This is a genomic window from Mesorhizobium mediterraneum (assembly GCF_002284565.1).
In the GTDB taxonomy this organism is placed as follows: Bacteria; Pseudomonadota; Alphaproteobacteria; order Rhizobiales; family Rhizobiaceae; genus Mesorhizobium; species Mesorhizobium mediterraneum.
On record NZ_NPKI01000011.1, the window covers coordinates 113412 to 128373 of the forward strand.

Annotated in this window: 14 protein-coding genes; 11 read left to right on the forward strand and 3 right to left on the reverse strand. The window is 63.4% G+C overall.

What is annotated here, in order from left to right:
- Positions 1-2 precede the first annotated feature (2 nt).
- Positions 3-2204: a catalase/peroxidase HPI gene (gene katG / locus CIT25_RS05690; RefSeq protein WP_095483985.1), complete on the forward strand. Its 2202-nt coding sequence runs from the start codon at positions 3-5 to the stop codon at positions 2202-2204.
- A gap of 77 nt (positions 2205-2281) precedes the next feature.
- On the opposite strand, the gene CIT25_RS05695 is transcribed toward katG, so the two are convergent.
- Entirely contained in the window at positions 2282-2959 is a 678-nt protein-coding gene (locus tag CIT25_RS05695) for an MIP/aquaporin family protein (RefSeq protein ID WP_095483588.1), read from the reverse strand.
- A 337-nt stretch (positions 2960-3296) separates the two neighbouring features.
- Between CIT25_RS05695 and CIT25_RS05700 the strand changes: the two genes are divergently transcribed.
- The 4 genes from CIT25_RS05700 to guaA all read left to right on the forward strand — a co-directional run bounded on the left by CIT25_RS05700 (position 3297) and on the right by guaA (position 7428).
- Positions 3297-4586: an RsmB/NOP family class I SAM-dependent RNA methyltransferase gene (locus tag CIT25_RS05700; protein ID WP_095483589.1), complete on the forward strand. Its 1290-nt coding sequence runs from the start codon at positions 3297-3299 to the stop codon at positions 4584-4586.
- Positions 4587-4683: 97 nt separating this feature from the next.
- On the forward strand, positions 4684-5142 hold the full coding sequence (locus tag CIT25_RS05705) for a PaaI family thioesterase (protein WP_095483590.1): 459 nt from the start codon (positions 4684-4686) through the stop codon (positions 5140-5142).
- Positions 5143-5146: 4 nt separating this feature from the next.
- On the forward strand, positions 5147-5812 hold the full coding sequence (locus CIT25_RS05710) for a 5'-methylthioadenosine/S-adenosylhomocysteine nucleosidase (protein WP_095483986.1): 666 nt from the start codon (positions 5147-5149) through the stop codon (positions 5810-5812).
- Between the two features lie 53 nt (positions 5813-5865).
- A complete protein-coding gene (guaA, locus tag CIT25_RS05715; RefSeq protein ID WP_095483591.1) occupies positions 5866-7428 on the forward strand; it encodes a glutamine-hydrolyzing GMP synthase in 1563 nt (520 codons plus the stop codon).
- A gap of 441 nt (positions 7429-7869) precedes the next feature.
- Here guaA and CIT25_RS05720 read toward each other — a convergent pair whose 3' ends face one another.
- On the reverse strand, positions 7870-8763 hold the full coding sequence (locus CIT25_RS05720) for a LysR family transcriptional regulator (protein WP_095483592.1): 894 nt from the start codon (positions 8761-8763) through the stop codon (positions 7870-7872).
- Positions 8764-8991: 228 nt separating this feature from the next.
- Here CIT25_RS05720 and CIT25_RS05725 point away from each other — a divergent pair, with 228 nt between their 5' ends.
- Positions 8992-9726 carry an SDR family NAD(P)-dependent oxidoreductase gene (locus tag CIT25_RS05725; protein ID WP_095483593.1) on the forward strand — a complete coding sequence of 245 codons (735 nt, stop codon included), beginning with the start codon at positions 8992-8994 and terminating at the stop codon, positions 9724-9726.
- Between the two features lie 72 nt (positions 9727-9798).
- Positions 9799-10398 (forward strand): NADPH-dependent F420 reductase, encoded by a 600-nt coding sequence (locus CIT25_RS05730; protein WP_095483594.1) that lies wholly within the window; start codon positions 9799-9801, stop codon positions 10396-10398.
- A gap of 133 nt (positions 10399-10531) precedes the next feature.
- On the opposite strand, the gene CIT25_RS05735 is transcribed toward CIT25_RS05730, so the two are convergent.
- Complete coding sequence (locus tag CIT25_RS05735) at positions 10532-11119, reverse strand: TetR/AcrR family transcriptional regulator (RefSeq protein WP_095483595.1); 588 nt, start codon at positions 11117-11119, stop codon at positions 10532-10534.
- A gap of 173 nt (positions 11120-11292) precedes the next feature.
- On the opposite strand from CIT25_RS05735, the gene CIT25_RS05740 reads away from it, so the two are divergent.
- The 4 genes from CIT25_RS05740 to CIT25_RS05760 all read left to right on the forward strand — a co-directional run bounded on the left by CIT25_RS05740 (position 11293) and on the right by CIT25_RS05760 (position 14960).
- Complete coding sequence (locus tag CIT25_RS05740) at positions 11293-11895, forward strand: NADPH-dependent F420 reductase (protein ID WP_206072918.1); 603 nt, start codon at positions 11293-11295, stop codon at positions 11893-11895.
- Positions 11896-11941: 46 nt separating this feature from the next.
- Complete coding sequence (locus CIT25_RS05745; RefSeq protein WP_095483596.1) at positions 11942-12895, forward strand: SDR family oxidoreductase; 954 nt, start codon at positions 11942-11944, stop codon at positions 12893-12895.
- A gap of 74 nt (positions 12896-12969) precedes the next feature.
- On the forward strand, positions 12970-13590 hold the full coding sequence (locus CIT25_RS05750) for an NADPH-dependent F420 reductase (protein WP_027152442.1): 621 nt from the start codon (positions 12970-12972) through the stop codon (positions 13588-13590).
- A 260-nt stretch (positions 13591-13850) separates the two neighbouring features.
- Positions 13851-14960: an epoxide hydrolase family protein gene (locus CIT25_RS05760; protein WP_095483597.1), complete on the forward strand. Its 1110-nt coding sequence runs from the start codon at positions 13851-13853 to the stop codon at positions 14958-14960.
- Positions 14961-14962 lie beyond the last annotated feature (2 nt).

Consider the following 14962-nt stretch of genomic DNA (forward strand, 5'->3'; position numbering starts at 1 on the left):
CGATGGACGCAAAGACCGATGACAAGAGCGCGGGAAAATGCCCGGTCGCGCATGGATCGGCCGGCAGGACCAACCGTGACTGGTGGCCAAACCAGCTTGACCTTGCCGTTCTCCACCAGCAGTCGAGCCTCTCGGATCCGATGGGCGAGAACTTCGACTACGCCGAGGAATTCAAGAGCCTCGATCTCGATGCGGTGATCAAGGACCTGCACCAGGTGATGACCGATTCGCAAGATTGGTGGCCGGCCGATTTCGGCCATTACGGCCCGCTCTTCATCCGCATGGCCTGGCACAGCGCCGGCACCTATCGCATAGGCGATGGCCGTGGCGGCGCCGGCGCCGGCCAGCAGCGTTTCGCGCCGCTCAACAGCTGGCCGGACAACGCCAATCTCGACAAGGCACGCCGGCTGCTGTGGCCGATCAAGCAGAAATACGGCAGGAAGATCTCCTGGGCCGATCTGTTGATCCTCACCGGCAACGTCGCGCTGGAATCGATGGGCTTCAAGACGTTCGGCTTCGCCGGCGGGCGCGCCGATGTCTGGGAGCCCGAGCAGGACGTGGACTGGGGGTCGGAAACCAAGTGGCTCGGCGACGAGCGTTATTCCGGCGACCGCGAACTTCGGGGCCATCTCGGCGCCGTGCAGATGGGGCTGATCTACGTCAACCCGGAAGGGCCGAATGGCACGCCCGATCCGTTGGCCTCGGCACGCGACATCCGTGAAACCTTCGCACGCATGGCTATGAACGACGAGGAAACCGTGGCGCTCATCGCCGGCGGTCACACCTTCGGCAAGACCCACGGCGCCGGCGATGCATCGCTGGTGGGGCCGGAGCCGGAAGGCGCCGGCATCGAGGCGCAGGGCCTCGGCTGGTCGAGCAAGCACGCCACCGGCATTGCCGGCGACGCCATCACCTCGGGCCTCGAAGTGACCTGGACCACGACGCCGACCAAATGGAGCAACAACTTCTTCGATAATCTGTTCAACTACGAATGGGAACTGACCAAGAGCCCGGCTGGCGCCCATCAATGGACGCCGAAGGGCGGCGCCGGTACAGGCTCGGTGCCGGACGCGCACGATCCGTCGAAGCGCCGCGCGCCGGCGATGCTGACCACCGACCTCGCGCTGCGGGTCGACCCGGCCTATGAGAAGATCTCGCGGCGTTTCCACGAGAATCCGGATCAGTTCGCCGATGCCTTCGCCCGCGCCTGGTTCAAGCTGACCCATCGCGACATGGGGCCGGTTGTCCGCTATCTCGGCCCGCTCGTGCCGAAGGAAGAGCTGATCTGGCAGGACCCTATCCCGGCCGTCGATCACGAACTGATCAGCGAGCAGGACATCGCCTCGCTGAAGGCGAAGATACTGACCTCTGGCCTGTCCGTTTCCGAACTGGTCTCGACCGCCTGGGCCTCGGCCTCGACGTTCCGCGGTTCCGACAAGCGCGGCGGCGCCAACGGCGCACGCATCCGTCTGGCGCCGCAGAAGGACTGGGAAGTCAATCAGCCGACCGAACTGTCGAAGGTGCTTGCGCAGCTCCAAGGCGTCCAGAGCGAGTTCAACGCCGGGCAGACGGGCGACAAGAAGGTCTCGCTTGCCGACATGATCGTTCTCGGCGGCGTCGCCGCGATCGAGAAGGCCGCCAAGGACGGTGGCCATGACGTGGAGGTGCCTTTCACGCCAGGCCGCATGGACGCCTCGCAAGAGCTGACGGACGTCCAGTCCTTTGCCGCGATCGAGCCAAAAGTCGATGGCTTCCGCAATTATGTCAGGGGCAAGCAGCCGATGTCGGTCGAAGCGATGCTGGTCGATCGGGCGCAGCTGCTGACCTTGACGGCGCCCGAGATGACGGTGCTCGTCGGCGGGTTGCGGGTGCTCGGCGCCAACACCGGCAAGTCGAAGCACGGGGTGTTCACCGACAGGCCGGGCACGTTGACCAACGATTTCTTCGTCAACCTGCTCAGCATGAACACGGTCTGGGATCCGGCCGCCGGCTCCGATGAAGTCTACGAAGCGCGCGACCGCAAGACCAAGGCGGTCAAGTGGACCGGCACCCGCGCAGATCTGATCTTCGGCTCGCACGCGCAGTTGCGTGCGCTTGCCGAGGTCTACGGGTCGGCGGACGCCGGGCAGAAGTTCGTTAGGGATTTCGTCGCGGCCTGGACCAAGGTGATGAACGCCGACCGCTTCGATCTTGCCCGGGGCTGAGGCGGCAAGTGATTCTCTAATTTAACAAAAAGGCGCGGGCCTTGACCCGCGCCTTTTTGTATTGAAGCCTTCGAAAATCAGTCTTTCTCGAAGATGCGGGTCTTGGCGACCACGCCGGCGATGGCGCCGCCGATCAGCGGTGCGACAATGAACAGCCAGAGCTGGCCAATCGCGACACTTCCTGAAAACAGCGCCGGGCCGATCGAGCGGGCCGGATTGAGCGACGTGCCGGTCACCGGGATGATGGCGAAGTGCAGCCCCGCCAGCGTCAGGCCGATGACAAGGCCGGCAAAGGCTGTCGTGTGGCTGCCGCTGGTGACGCCGAGGATCACCGTCACGAAGGTGAAGGTTCCGATCAGCTCCCACAGGAACGCCGAGCTGACGCCCCATTTCGTCGCATCCCAGCCATTGGCGCCGAAGCCGCCGGTGTGTCCGCCGACCTGTCCGGAGACGATGATCCACAGCGCCAGCGACGCGATGATGGCGCCGATGATCTGCGCAATCCAATAGGGGATGACGTCCTTGGCCTGCATTCGGCCGGCAAGGAACACGCCGAGCGTCACCGCCGGGTTGAGATGCGCGCCCGAGATCGGGCCGATCGCATAGGCAGCCGCAATCAAGCCGATGCCGAATGCAAGACCGATGCCTTCCTGGCCGAGCGGCAGCGCGCCGCCGAAGCCGCCCGTCACCACCGAAGCCGTGCCGATGAACACCAGTAGAAATGTTCCTAGAACTTCCGCCAGATAAGTCTTCATTGCCCTCTCCTCGTAATTTTCCCGCCGATCCGCTTGCAGTTCTTGGCGAATCACGCAGCGAAAGAGTATCGCAACTTCAAAAGTTTGGAAGCACAAGCATTGCGCCGACTACAGCGCCGCGCGTCCATTGGGACGCGCAAAGGACGCTGTAGCACTTTGATTTTGCGCATGATCCCTTACCGAAAAATCGATTCCGATTTTCGGGGTCGTGCGCTAGAGCTGTGGGTGCCGACATATCTGCGCTCGATCTGGTGTCCGAGGCTCTCCCCGCTTGTGTGCGCCAGTCGCGCGCTTTAGAGCAGGGCGGAAGTAATTTGCTGAATAACGGAATAAGAAGATGCGACTGGGCGGACGGCTGGCGGCGGCCATCGAAGTGCTGGAGGATATCGGCCGGCGGCACCGACCGGTCGCCGATGCGCTGAAGGACTGGGGCCTGTCGCATCGCTTCGCCGGCGGCGGCGATCGCGCTGCGATCGGCAACATCGTCTATGACGCGCTGCGCCGGAAGCGCTCGGCCGGCTTTTTGCTGGGCGAGGACACGCCGCGCGCCATCGGCTTCGGCGCGCTGCTGCTCGAATGGAACCAGACCGCGCAGTCGCTGAACGAAGCGCTCGACGGCGACAAATTCGCGCCGCCGCTGCTCAGCGCCGACGAGCTGAAGGCGGTCGCCGATAGTAGGCTTGCCGATGCGCCGCCCGCGGTGCGCGCCGACATTCCGGACTGGTGCGAACCGCTTTTCGAACGGGCCTTCGGCGCCAGCTGGGTCGATGAAGGCGCTGCACTTGCGACGCGTCCGCCGCTCGACCTCAGGGTCAACACACTGCGGGCCGATCGCAGCAAGGTGCTCGCCGAACTGACCGGGACCGATGCCAAGCCTGCACGGATCGCGCCGCACGGCATCCGCATCCCGCCGATTGCGGGCGACGGCAGGCATCCGAACGTGCAGGCGGAACCGGCCTTCCAGAAAGGCTGGTTCGAGGTTCAGGACGAAGGCTCGCAGATCGCCGCCACGCTGGCTGGCGCGGAGGCTGGGATGCAGGTCCTCGACTTTTGCGCCGGCGCCGGCGGCAAGACGCTGGCACTGTCGGCGGCGATGGACAATCGTGGCCAGGTGTTTGCCCATGATGCCGAAAAGGCGCGGCTGGCGCCGATCTTCGACCGCATCCGCCGCTCGGAAAACCGCAACGTGCAAATCGTCACCAAGCCGACGGAGCTCAGCACCCTCTCGGGCCACATGGATATCGTCCTGGTCGACGCACCGTGCACCGGCAGCGGCACCTGGCGGCGCCGGCCCGATGCCAAATGGCGGCTGACGCAGAGACAGCTCGATGCACGCAAAGGCGAGCAATCGGCGATCCTCGACGCGGCCAACGCCTTCGTCAAACCGGGCGGGCTGCTGGTCTATATCACCTGCTCGGTGTTCGACGAGGAGAATGGAGAACAGGTCGTAGCCTTCCAGGATCGCAACAGCGACTTTATTCCAGTCGATCACCGCCAGCTCTGGGACAGCCGCTTTCCGGGCCACGAGGCGGCCGCGCGTATCGGGGCCGCAGGCGGCATTTCGCTGTCGCCGGCGCTGAGCGGTACCGATGGGTTTTATTTCTGCGCGCTGCGCAAGGGCGGCTGAACCTTGCCAGCGGACTTGATTGTTGCAGTGCAGCAATAGCGATTGCCTGCCGCTCATGCCTCTGCAATAAGCTTTTCAGACAGGAGCGCGACAAGCCATGGCTGCAAAGATCGTACCCGCCCCCGACTATGAGGATCGCGTCAGGACGTCCTTCGCGCGGCAGAACGCCATGATGACCATCGGCGCCGAGCTGACGCTGGTGACGCCCGGCATCATCGAGATCGAGATGCCCTATTCGACGGCGCTGACCCAGCAGCATGGCTTCCTCCATGCCGGCGTCATTTCGACGGCGCTGGACTCGGCCTGCGGCTATGCGGCATTCTCGCTGATGCCGGAGAACTCCGGCGTGCTGACCATCGAGTTCAAGGTCAACCTGCTGGCGCCGGGCCGGGGCGAGCGCTTCCTGTTCCGCGGCTCGGTGACAAAGCCCGGCCGCACCATCATCGTCGCCGACGGCCAGGCCTATGCCTTCGCTGTCGACGGCGAGGCCAAGCTGATCGCCACTATGACCGGAACGATGATGACGGTGGTCGGTCGCGATGGCATCGAAGGCTGATCCGATGCGCAAGGCTGTCAGGATTGCGGGTAGGGACGTCCTCTTCGTGATGGCGGCGCAGGCCGAATACGGTCCGCATCTGCAGCGGCTTTTCACGCCTGTCATGACAGGAGTGGGGCCGGTCGAGGCCGGCGTCAGGCTGGGTGCCGAACTGTCATGGCTGAAGTCTGAAAAGGCGCTGCCGGACCTCGTCGTGTCGCTCGGTTCGGCGGGCAGCCGGACGCTGGAGCAGGCGGAAATCTATCAGGCCGTTTCGGTCGCCTACCGCGACATCGACGCCTCGCCATTGGGTTTCGAGAAGGGCGCGACGCCGTTTCTCGACCTGCCGGTGACCGTGCCGCTGCCGTTCAGGATTCCTGATATAAGACAGGCGACGCTGTCGACCGGCGCGGCGATCATTTCCGGCAGCGCCTACGATGCGATTGCGCAGGACATGGTCGACATGGAGACCTTCGCCTGCCTGCGTGCCTGCCAACTGTTCGGCGTGCCACTCGTCGGCCTGCGCGGCATTTCCGACGGGGCGGCCGATCTCAGGCATGTCGGCGACTGGAAGGAGTATCTCCACGTCATCGACGAGAAGCTGGCGGATGCGGTCATGCGGCTCGAACAGGCGATCGGGTCCGGCGCGCTGGAATTCGGACCATCGCATGAGGACGCGAAATCGGATTGAGAGCCGCCTCTCAGCCCATTGCGCCGACTCGTTTCTTTCTCTAAACGCTCGCCATGAAGATAGCCAATCATCCCGACACCGTCCTGATTGTCGATTTCGGCAGCCAGTTTACGCAGCTCATCGCCAGGCGCATCCGCGAGGCCGGCGTGTTTTCCGAGATCGTGCCGTTCCAGTCGGCCGAAGCGGCGTTCAAGCGCATCAAGCCGAAGGCGGTGATCCTGTCCGGCGGCCCGGCCTCGACCGGCGACATCGGCAGCCCGCGCGCGCCGCAGATCGTCTTCGATGCCGGTGTGCCGGTGCTCGGCATCTGCTATGGCCAGATGGCCATGTGCGTGCAGATGGGCGGCGTCGCCGAAAGCTCCGACCATCGCGAATTCGGTCGCGCCTTCGTCGAGATCCAGAAGGACAGCCCGCTGTTCGAGGGCCTGTGGGCGCCCGGCCAGCGCCATCAGGTGTGGATGAGCCACGGCGACCGCGTCATCTCCTTGCCCAAGGGCTTCGAGGTGTTCGGAAAATCGGAAGGCTCGCCCTTCGCCATCTTCGGCAATATCGAGCGCAAGATGTACGGCATCATGTTCCACCCCGAAGTGGTGCACACGCCGGACGGCGCCCGGCTGCTCCAAAACTTCGTCCACAAGATCGCCGGCATCGAAGGCGACTGGACCATGCGCGCCTACCGCGAGCACGCGGTCGAGACGATCCGTAAGCAGGTCGGCAAGGGCAAGGTCATCTGCGCGCTTTCGGGCGGCGTCGATTCCTCGGTCGCAGCACTCCTGATCCACGAGGCGGTCGGCGATCAGCTTACCTGTATCCTCGTCGACCACGGGCTGATGCGCAAGGACGAGGCTGCTGGCGTGGTGGAGATGTTTCGCCAGCACTACAATCTGCCGCTCATCCTTGTCGACGCTTCGGACCGTTTTATCGGCGCGCTCGAAGGCGAGTCGGACCCGGAAAAGAAGCGCAAGACCATCGGCCGGCTGTTCATCGAGGTGTTCGAGGAAGAGGCCGAGAAACTCGGCGGCGCCGATTTCCTGGCGCAGGGCACGCTCTATCCCGATGTCATCGAAAGCGTCTCCTTCACCGGCGGCCCCTCGGTGACGATCAAGTCGCACCACAATGTCGGCGGCCTGCCCGAGCGCATGAACATGCAGCTCGTCGAGCCGCTGCGCGAACTGTTCAAGGACGAGGTGAGGGCGCTCGGCAAGGAGCTCGGCCTGCCCGAAAGCTTCATCGGCCGGCATCCGTTTCCAGGTCCCGGTCTCGCCATCCGCTGCCCGGGCGGCATCTCTCGCGAAAAGCTGGAGATACTGCGCGAGGCCGACGCCATCTATCTCGACGAGATCCGCAAGGCCGGCCTCTACGACGCCATCTGGCAGGCTTTCGTTGTGCTGCTGCCGGTGCAGACAGTCGGCGTGATGGGCGATGGCCGCACCTATGAATTCGTCTGCGCGCTGCGCGCCGTCACCTCGGTCGACGGCATGACCGCGGATTTCTACCACTACGACATGGCGTTCCTGGGCGCCGCCGCCACCCGCATCATCAACGAGGTGCGCGGCATCAACCGCGTCGTCTACGACGTGACCAGCAAGCCGCCCGGCACAATCGAGTGGGAGTGAGGGATAAAAACGGCGGCAATAGCGTAGTTTCGGCGGTGCTTTTCGCCTCCGCTTAATTGCCGCTCCCATCCGTCTTTCACTTCCATTGAATTCGCCTACTCCATTTCTTTCCTACAGGATCGATCTGCGCCCGCTTCAGGATGGTGTAAAGCCGCTTCCATTGGCGGGAGTGCTCTGGCGTAGAATAGCGTGCACAAAGGCGGGTCTGCTTCGAGCCCCGTTGTTGTCGTCGGTCAGGAGTGTGCACGGCGATCCCGAAACCGGCCGTTCCGCATGCGGCCTGAGAAGCGGTACACTCACGTTTTCAGCTTGGACTTTGCAGCCATTCCCGCTTGCACCGTTGCACGTCGGTTTGCGACAGAAGCCGACGTTCCCGCATTTACCCCCATTCTTCCCCTAAACGAGCAAGACCCGGCAAGCGTCGCCGCGATCTACTGCGCGTCAGTCGCGCGATATGGACAGCCCCGCTAAAAGTGGGGCGTAGGCGGCGAGTCTGCGGGATACGAACTCGGTGAAGAGCCGCACGCGCTTCGTCTTGCGTGTCTCCCCCTGAGTGAGAACCCAGATCGGTCCATACAGGTGTAGGTTGGTACCTGGCACCCTCTCCAATAAGGGATCGGCATCTCCGACGAAACACGGGAGCGTCGTGATGCCTATACCTTGCCGGACCGCCGCGATCTGCGCTTCGAAATCCATAGTCCGGAACGGAGTCCCAGTCGTGCGAAGTTCTCCCTGGCGGGTCCAGTCCGGTACTCCATGACCACTTATGGCGATCCACCTGGGATCCGGCCCGCCCGCCTGCCACTCGGCCAGTCGATCGCCGGACATGTAGAAGCCGCCGTACAGCTCCGGTCCCTTCAGACCGTGAAGATTGAGCGGCAAGGCTTCGCGGTCATAGACGACACGGATCGCCACGTCGGCCTCTCGGTTGGTCAGATTTGCCAGCTCGCCGGACGACAGGATTTCCATCTCGATGTCCGGATGCAGGCGTACGAAATCCGCGAAGTTCGGCATTAGCAGGTGTGCTGCGAGGGGCGCCGGCAGCGTCACCCGCAGAAGCCCGCGCACGCTTTGATCGCGCCCCAAGACGCGCGTTTCCAGCTGGTGCGACGACGCTTGCATCTGGTCCGCGAACTCGAGGACCTCCTCGCCCGCAGCTGTTAAGCGGTAGCCCGAAGGCAGCTTTTCGAACATCTGCGCCCCGAGGCGGTCCTCGAGCTGGGCGATGCGTCGCAGCACGGTCGCGTGGTTCACTCCGAGACGTTTGGCGGCGGCCCGCACTGAGCCTCCTTGCGCGGCGGCGAGAAAGTAGCGAACGTCATCCCAGTCGATCATGGTGCATTCCCGCGCCGCGCAGTGAGGCTTCCGAAGCTCACTCTAACATACAGAGTCGGATTTTGCGCGAACATCGCGGCGTCTGGTTATCGGTATGGATCGTTTTCGCACCACCGATGTGTGCGATTGCTCACTGCCTGGCTGACTTCGGCAGGGCCATGTTGAGCCTCTCGGAAAGACCTCCCGTACAGCCAAAGTCCCGAGATGGCGAAACGAAGGATACACGATATGACCAGATTGAATGGAAAGACCGCCGTCATCACCGGAGGCGCCACCGGCATCGGCCTCGCCGCTGCAAAGCGCTTCATCGAGGAGGGCGCTTTCGTCTTCATCTTCGGCCGTCGGCAGGATGCGCTCGACGCCGCCCTCGTCGAGCTCGGGTCCAATGCCCGCGCGGTGCAGGGCTCGGTCTCCGATGAGGCCGATCTCGACAAGCTTTACGCGGCGGTGAAGACCGAGCGTGGAACCCTCGACATCGTCTTTGCGAACGCCGGGGTAGGAAGCCAGCTTAAGCTCGGCGAGATCACCGCCGAGCACATCGACGAAACCTTCGACGTCAATGTGAAGGGTACGATCTTCACCATCCAGAAGGCGCTGCCGCTGATGGGCGAAGGCGGCTCGATCATCCTGACCGGATCGAGCGCAGGCACCACGGGCGCCCCGGCATTCACTGCCTACAGCGCGAGCAAGGCGGCAGTGCGCAACCTCGCGCGGACCTGGGCGGAGGATCTGAAGGGCACCGGCATCCGCGTAAACGTGCTGTCGCCCGGGGCGATAGCGACCGAACTCGCGACCGAAGCGTTGGGCGAGGAGGGCCTGAAGGCCTACGGCTCGATGACTGCATTCCAGCGCATGGGCAATCCGACGGAGCTCGGGGCGGCTGCTGCCTTCCTCGCCTCATCGGACAGCAGCTTCATGACCGCCAGCGAGGTAGCCGTTGACGGCGGCCTAGCGCAACTCTGACGCGCTACACCTGGACGGGTTCCGTTCGATACTCGGAGCCCGACCGGCGTGGGAAAATAAAGGAGAATAAATATGAGCTACGCAATTGTCGGCTTCGGCAATATCGGCAAGGCCCTAGCCAAGGCATTTGCCCGCAAGGGCATCGAAGTATCCGTCGCAACCACGCGCGACCCGGAAAGCTTTGCATCCGATGCGGCCGCGATCGGGCCTACGATCGTTCCCAAAAAGCTGGCGGAAGCGGTCAAGGCAGACATCATCTTTTTGGCCGTGCGTTTCGACTCGCACCCGGACGTCGCGAAGGCACTTCCCACCTGGCAGGGGAAGACCATCGTCGATGTGACCAATGCCTATGGCGTGCCCCCTGAGCAACTGGGCGGACAGCCTTCTTCCAAGTTCATTGCGCAGGCGTTCTCTGGTGGAAGACTGGTCAAGGGCTTCAACCATTTGGTCGCCGCGGTCCTTGACCAGGATCCGGCCGTAAAGGGTGGCAGGAGAGTCATATTCCTCGCGAGCGATGATGAAGGCGCTGCAGTGCAGATTGGTACGCTCGCGGAAAATCTCGGCTTCGCGCCGATCAAGCTAGGCGGGCTTTCGGAAGGCGGACTGCTCGTGCAGGCGCGCGGAAACAGCTGGGGCCGGCTGATCTTCAAGGACCTGGTCAAGTTCGACTGATGAACATGACGTCCCCACCGGCAGGGACACGATGCACGCATCGGATCGTGCTCGATCCGATGCGTGCGGCCGAGGTGACGCCTGGAAGCAAAGGATGAAGTGCTCCGCCTCTCGTCAGCAGTATGATGGATACTCAGTTTTGACGGTCGAGCGCAGCAGAAGCCGATCCGGTCGACGGGTTCGCCAGAATGGCGCCCGTAATGATGCGAAAGAGATGATCGGCCCGCGGCGCGAATGAGGGTTGGTCGACCGCCCAGCCGAGAGCCGTCATCAGGGCGAACAGGTCATCCCCATTCATGTCGGGCCGCGCCGCGCCTTCGGCTTGTGCACGGAGCAGCAGTCGCGCGCTCGCCGAGTGCACCGCAGCGCATGAAGCATAAAGAGCGGAGTCCGGGTTCGTGTGGGCGGCGGCCATCATGGCGACGACGCCCCTATAGCTTTGGGCGAACACCAACCATTCCTGGAACCAGGAGATGAGCGCTTCGTCAGGTGAGTTCGACGTTTCGAGTTCATCTGCCCTCTGAGTCAGTGCGTCCAGATTCGTACACAGCAACGCTTCGAACAAGGCTTCTCGCGTCGGGAAATGACGCAGCAGCGTGGCCAACCCGACGTCGGCCCGGCGGGCGATATCGCGCATGGACGCATTGATACCGTGCTCGGTGACGACGTCACGCGCGACCGCGAGGATATGGTTGTAATTTTTTTTTGCGTCGGCTCGCATGAGATGCCTTGATAACCGGATCGGTGATCCGTATATGTGGATCGGTGATCCGATTGTTAAGCGGATCGGTGAACCACTAAATAGAGTGCGTCTGCACAAATGGCAACAAAGGCGCTGCCCGCCCCGCGAGGAAAATGAACATGAGCACTATCAGCATCATCGGCTAAGGCGGTATGGCCGCAGCGATCGGCGGCCTTGCCGCCAAAGCCGGACACAGCGTCGAGGTGATGAGTCGCGACGCCGCCAAGGCGCGGGCGCTGGCCGAGCAGGTTGGAGCCGGCGCGACGACCGGAACGTTTGGCGCCGCTCCGGTCGGGGACATCGTCATCCTGGCGGTGCCTTTTTCGGCCGTTCTCGACGTGGTGAAGCAGTACGGCGAGAAGCTGGCAGGCAAGCTCCTCGTCGACATCACCAACCCCATCAAATCCGACTTCAGGGTTTTCTTGACTCCTGAAGACAGTTTCGGCGCGCAGGAGATCGCCAAGGTTGATCCTGCCAATGCCACTATCGTCAAGGCGTTCAACACCCAGAACGCCCAGGTCCTGGCTGCCGGTCCAATCGGGGGCCATCCATTGGACGTGTTCATCGCCGGGGACGACTCTCAGGCGAAGGCGCGCGTCTCGGCGTTCATCGACAGCCTCGGACTACGTCCGATGGATACCGGGCGGCTGATTATGGCGCGGACGTTAGAGCACGCCTGCATGCTGTGGCTGGGCCTCATGACCCACTCCATCAAACACACCAACTTCTCAATCCGCGTCAGCCTCCTCGGCTGAGCCCATGGCACCACGTCTCGCATCACATTACCCAAGGAGCAGCAGTATGCGCGTTTTAGTTACTGGCGGGACCGGCCATATCGGTTCGTATATCATCCCCGAGCTCATCGCGGCCGGACATGAGGTCATTGGCCTGGCCCGGTCGGACACATCCGCGACTGCGGTGTCGGCGCTCGGCGCCAAGGCACGTCGCGGGGATATCACCGACCTCGACGGGCTCAAGGCCGCGGCGGCGGAGTCCGACGGCGTCATCCACGTCGCGCACCGGCAAGACCTGCTGCCCTCTGGCGGGATCGACGCCGTGGCCGCCGCGGAACTCCAAATCATGCTCGCCTACGGCGAGGCGCTGGCGGGGACCGGAAAGCCGCTCGTCGTCTCGGGGAGCATCGGCTCGCCGGGGTGGGAAAACCTGGGCCGGCCAGCCACCGAGGAAGATCCGGCTCTTCCCGGCGGCGATGCATACAAGGGCACCCTGCGGGTTCGTAACGCCGTGGAACTCGCCGTGATCGGCTTAGCGGGACGGGGCGTGCGGTCTTCGGTCGTCCGAATTCCTCCCATCGCGCACAGCACGACCGATGCCGGCTTCCTCCAGCTGCTGATCGGTCTCGCGAAGGAGAAGGGCGTTATCGGTTACCCTGGAGACGGCGCGAACCTCTGGCCGGCTGTGCATGCCCGCGACTTGGCCTCCCTGTTCCGCCTGGCGCTGGAGAAGGGGCCGGCTGGCAAATATTGGCACGGGATTGAGCGCGACGGCATCCGGTTCCGCGAGATCGCTGAGGCCATTGGCAGCCGTATGGGCGTACCCGCCGTGCCCATCCCTGCGGACGTACTGATGTTGCCTGGCTTCTTCGGCTTTCTCGCGAATTTGGTCACGCTGAACCTTCCGGCGTCCAACGCCATCACCCGCCAGACTCTCGGCTGGGATCCAGTTCAGCCGGGCCTGATCGAGGACCTCGACAACGGCCATTACTTCCCGGCGGGCCGTATCGCGATCCCGTAATTCGTCAAACCAATAAACGGGATCCCCCGTCTAGAGACCACCAGCAATAACCCCATCTCAATAGGAGACTGCACATGAGCATTATCAGCATCATTGGCTCTGGAACTATGGCCACGGCGATTGCCGGCCGTGTCGCCAAGGCTGGACACACTGTCGAGGTGGTCGGCCGCGACCCCGCCAAGGCGCGGGCGCTCGCCGACCAACTTGGAGCCGGAGCGACCACTGGGACATACGGAGCCGCCCCCGCGGGCGACATCGTCATCCTCGCCGTGCCGTACAGCGGTGCAGCGGCGGCGGTGGCCGACTTTGGGAAAGCGCTCGATGGCAAGGTGATCGTCGACATCGCCAACCCGGTTGCCCCCGACCTCTCGGGCCTCGTCACGCCCCACGGCAGCTCTGGCGCGCAGGAGACCGCAAAGGGCCTCCCCGCCGGCGCGCATGTTGTGAAGGCGTTCAACACGATCTTTGGTCACGTGCTTGCGAAGGGTGGACGCCTCGACGCGTTCATCGCAGCCGACGATGCGGAGGCGAAAGCGCGCGTCTCGACGTTCCTCGAAAGTCTCGGGCTGCGTCCGCTCGACGTGGGCGGCTTGCACATGGCCCAGACGCTGGAGGCGCTCGGTTTGATGATGATTGGCCTCGCCAAAAACGGCGCTGGCACCTGGGACTTCGCCATGAACGTCGATATCGGCTGAATCACCGACATCAGCCCTCACCGGCAGATCCGCAACACCACTGGAAGCAAGTCATCCGATGGCTGTCGTCACCCGATGAGTCGGGCGTGCTGTCGGGTGCCATGTGGTTCGCATGGTCAATGCGGCTCGGAAACACATAGTCGGCAATAGCACCGCCCCGACGTTCGAGCCATGCTAATAGGCTGAAGCGCACATCGGAGGTCAATTCGAATTAGACGGGTCGGCCGGTCTTCTGCTGCACTACAGCCAAGGAATCGATCATGATCACTCCCTTCCAGATTCCCTATGATGCGGACCAGACCGCTGACCTTCGTAGCCGCCTCGCACGGACGCGTTGGGCCGACGCGGTAACTGACGACTGGACCATGGGAACCGAGCGCGGCGTCCTCAACCAGTTCATCGATTTCTGGCGTGACGGCTATGACTGGGCGCAGCGGCGAGACCGGCTTAACCAGCTTCCCCATTTCTGGACGACGGTCGACGGCCATGGCATACACTTTCTGCATTTTCGCAGCGGACAAAGTGGATCTATCCCGCTACTGCTGATGAACGGGTGGCCGTCCAGCTTCGTGGAGTTTCAGCGTATAGCGCCGCTGCTTACCCAGGGAACGCCGGCATTCGATGTCGTGATCCCCACCATGCCCGGCTTCGGCTACTCGGACAGGCCAACCCGGCCCTACGAGGCGGAGCCCAGTGACCTTTATCCGAAGCTAATGACGATGCTAGGCTATGGGCGGTTCGTCGTGGCCGGGACTGACATCGGCTCCGGCCTTGCCACCCGGATAGCCCTTCGGCATGCGGCGCGTTTGCTGGCTCTGCATGTCTCGGCGGTCGCGCTGAAGCCGATTCCAGAAGATGCGTCGCCCCTGTCGAAAGCCGAGATCGACTATGACGAGCGCCTCCAACTGTGGAGCCGGGAGGAAGGGGGCTATCAGGCGATCCAGAGCTCGAGGCCACAAACTCTCGCCTTTGGGCTTGCCGACAGTCCTGTTGGCCTCGCCTCGTGGATTGTCGAGAAATTCCGGGCCTGGACGGACTGCGATGGCGACATCCTCTCTGTCTGGCCACTCGAAGCCTTGACTGACACTCTGACGATCTACTGGATGACCAACACGATCGGGTCGTCTGTCCGCTACTATTACGACGCCGCCCGGCTGCGGCCGCCGCTGCGGGCAGATGACTTCGTGCATGTCCCCACCGCCGTCGCTATGTGGCCACATGATCTGACGCTCGCGCCGCGCGAGCGGGCGGAGCGGCTCTACAATGTGCGGAGCTACACCGTCTTTCCGCGTGGCGGGCATTTTCCGGCCTGGGAAACGCCGGAACTCTACGCCGACGATTTGCGAAAGATCGCGCTCGCCGCGATCTGAAC

Coding starts and splice junctions, on each gene's coding strand:
- katG (WP_095483985.1), top strand. CDS start 3: ATGGACGCAAAGACCGATGACAAGAGCGCGGGAAAATGCCCGGTCGCG.
- CIT25_RS05695 (WP_095483588.1), bottom strand. CDS start 2,959: ATGAAGACTTATCTGGCGGAAGTTCTAGGAACATTTCTACTGGTGTTC.
- CIT25_RS05700 (WP_095483589.1), top strand. CDS start 3,297: ATGCGACTGGGCGGACGGCTGGCGGCGGCCATCGAAGTGCTGGAGGAT.
- CIT25_RS05705 (WP_095483590.1), top strand. CDS start 4,684: ATGGCTGCAAAGATCGTACCCGCCCCCGACTATGAGGATCGCGTCAGG.
- CIT25_RS05710 (WP_095483986.1), top strand. CDS start 5,147: ATGCGCAAGGCTGTCAGGATTGCGGGTAGGGACGTCCTCTTCGTGATG.
- guaA (WP_095483591.1), top strand. CDS start 5,866: ATGAAGATAGCCAATCATCCCGACACCGTCCTGATTGTCGATTTCGGC.
- CIT25_RS05720 (WP_095483592.1), bottom strand. CDS start 8,763: ATGATCGACTGGGATGACGTTCGCTACTTTCTCGCCGCCGCGCAAGGA.
- CIT25_RS05725 (WP_095483593.1), top strand. CDS start 8,992: ATGACCAGATTGAATGGAAAGACCGCCGTCATCACCGGAGGCGCCACC.
- CIT25_RS05730 (WP_095483594.1), top strand. CDS start 9,799: ATGAGCTACGCAATTGTCGGCTTCGGCAATATCGGCAAGGCCCTAGCC.
- CIT25_RS05735 (WP_095483595.1), bottom strand. CDS start 11,119: ATGCGAGCCGACGCAAAAAAAAATTACAACCATATCCTCGCGGTCGCG.
- CIT25_RS05740 (WP_206072918.1), top strand. CDS start 11,293: ATGGCCGCAGCGATCGGCGGCCTTGCCGCCAAAGCCGGACACAGCGTC.
- CIT25_RS05745 (WP_095483596.1), top strand. CDS start 11,942: ATGCGCGTTTTAGTTACTGGCGGGACCGGCCATATCGGTTCGTATATC.
- CIT25_RS05750 (WP_027152442.1), top strand. CDS start 12,970: ATGAGCATTATCAGCATCATTGGCTCTGGAACTATGGCCACGGCGATT.
- CIT25_RS05760 (WP_095483597.1), top strand. CDS start 13,851: ATGATCACTCCCTTCCAGATTCCCTATGATGCGGACCAGACCGCTGAC.